Raw genomic sequence first — 2,341 nt, 5'->3', positions numbered from 1 at the left:
GAATTGTGGAGAACACTGGGCAAACAGGGTTCTTCAATTCTATTTTGATTCGTAATTGGCGTAATTTGGCATTATAGACTGTGGAAAGTCGGAAGTTTTGACCATTTTTCGCCTAAAAAGTGACGAAGGCAACACACGTTCTGGTTTGGTCAGAGTTCCAAAACAGCGCGCCCTATCCATATGCAATCGACTAAAACAGACACACTTTTCTGCTTATATGGCCTAATCTTATGATTAAGCCGCTAGACCTTATGAAAGCGCACCGCGCTCAATCAAGGCGCGAAGCGCAGGAAGCACGCTTCTCCCAAAAGCAGGAAAAGAAGAAGCAAAAGAGAAAAAGTCACTAAAATCATGGTGCTTGGTTAAGAAAAGAGCCGCCCGCGGGCGGCTCGTAATTACTGGTAGCTCCGACCGGATTCGAACCGGCGACCTCCGCCTTGAGAGGGCGGCGTCCTAAACCGCTAGACGACGGAGCCATTTCAATGTGCCACGCTAGTATACACGAAATTGTGGCTGGGGTGGAAGGAGTCGAACCCTCACATACGGCACCAGAAACCGCTGTCCTGCCATTAGACGACACCCCAACGACATCTCGCGCGTCCAATTGGACTTTAGCGCAACCCGATATATTACGGATTGCCGGCAACCTCGTCAAGCAATTTCAATCGATTTAAGAAATTCGATCAGCTCTTTGCGGCGGTTGGGCACACGCTCGTCCATGACCGCATCTAAAGCTGCATTCAAAAGTTGCCCAACTTGTGGTCCTTCGGGTACGCCAATAGCCAACACATCGTCGCCGTTAACCTCTAAATCTTTAACGGAAAATACAGTATCGCTTTCTAAAACATTTTCAAGCACGCGCTCTAACTGGTCTATAACTTCAAGATATGCGGCGCTTTCTGTGGAATGCGCCATCGTGTCAGCTCTCTTTAATGCAAGCAATGCTCGAAATAAATCCACACGACCGCCTAAATGCGCAATAGCTCTTCTTACTGAACGCGGTGTGGGCTCTATTGTGTCGTCATGGCGAAGCACCAAAACTTCCAAATCGGCGCGGAATTTTTGCGACATAAGTAATCGCTCGGTCATGCCGCGGGCAATCTTTGCGCTTACCTTTGCGTGCCCGTAGAAATGTTCCACTCCGTCATCCGAGAAAAAGGCAGCTGCAGGTTTACCCATATCGTGCGCAAATGCAGCCCAGCGTATCAGCCTATTTTTGGGGCAATATTGCACCGCATAAGCCGTGTGTTCCAAAACATCGAACATATGCCATTTAGTTACTTGTTCGCATCCATCCATTGCTGCAAGTTCTGGCACCACAAAGACCAACGTGTCAACACATTGCATTATTGCATCATGCACATAGTCGCCCATTAACAAATGATCCAGCTCGTGTGTTATGCGTTCCTCAGAAACTCCAGCAAGTAAATACTTGTTCATTACCATTGCTTTATAGGTCGATTCTTCTATGCGAAAACCTAGCTGCGACGAAAACCTGCACGCCCGCAATATGCGCAGCGCATCTTCCTGAAAGCGCTTTTCCGGATTACCTACTATGCGGATCTGCTTTTCTTGCATATCTTGCATTCCGCCTTGCGGGTCTAGCAATCCGCGCTGTGGATGGTAAGCCATAGCATTTATAGTAAAGTCTCGCCGCTTCAAATCCTCTTCTATATTATTAAGAAACTTCACACTATCAGGATGGCGCCTGTCGGCATAATTGCCATCGGCGCGATATGTGGTAATTTCAATTGCGCTTGCATTTGGCGGCACTACAGTAAGTGTTCCGTGCTTCACCCCTATTTCGTATGTGCGCATTCCGAAGTTTTCGCATACAGATTGAACATCGCGCCAGTGTGCATTAGTCGCAATATCTATATCGGTTGCTGGGCGATTCAGTAGCGCATCGCGAACAAAGCCTCCAACAACCCAAGCCTCGAATCCTGCATCTTCTAATAATTGCAGTGTTTGTTCGGCGTGCTTTGGAATGTCGATATGAACTTCAATGCATTCGTTAAATGAAGTCAATTTTTGCCTTACTAGTCATTTTGGCTTTTTTATGGCGAAGTTTGCCAGTTTGTGTTTAGCCATATTGCTTATATACAGTGGTTATACACCGGTCTTTTCGCACTAAATTCGCTCCAATCAAAAAATAATTTGAAAAATTGCAAAAAAGTTGTTGAATTGCTGTTGCGTGATTGCTATTATATCTTCTCGCGCCGCAAAACGGCGCAAAGGTTAAACACCTTTGGCACCTTGACAACCGGATACTGTGGATGGGATCACACAAACAAAAATGTGTGATCAAAAAGACAGCAAAATCTTTGATAGATCCACATGG

At 46.3% G+C, this 2,341-nt stretch carries 1 protein-coding gene and 2 tRNA genes; all 3 read right to left on the bottom strand.

What is annotated here, in order from left to right; all coding sequences use genetic code 11:
• Positions 1-399: 399 nt before the first annotated feature.
• A tRNA-Glu gene (locus tag G7Y37_RS09020) sits at positions 400-476 on the bottom strand.
• A 34-nt stretch (positions 477-510) separates the two neighbouring features.
• Positions 511-584, bottom strand: a tRNA-Gln gene (locus tag G7Y37_RS09015).
• Positions 585-651: 67 nt separating this feature from the next.
• Positions 652-2,028 carry a CCA tRNA nucleotidyltransferase gene (locus G7Y37_RS09010; RefSeq protein WP_165063132.1) on the bottom strand — a complete coding sequence of 459 codons (1,377 nt, stop codon included), beginning with the start codon at positions 2,026-2,028 and terminating at the stop codon, positions 652-654.
• Positions 2,029-2,341: the final 313 nt, after the last annotated feature.

It is taken from the genome of Adlercreutzia sp. ZJ154, assembly GCF_011039055.1.
Lineage (GTDB): Bacteria > Actinomycetota > Coriobacteriia > Coriobacteriales > Eggerthellaceae > Adlercreutzia_A.
Note: the sequence above shows the minus strand (reverse complement) of the source record. Positions and strands in the feature narration are given on the sequence as shown.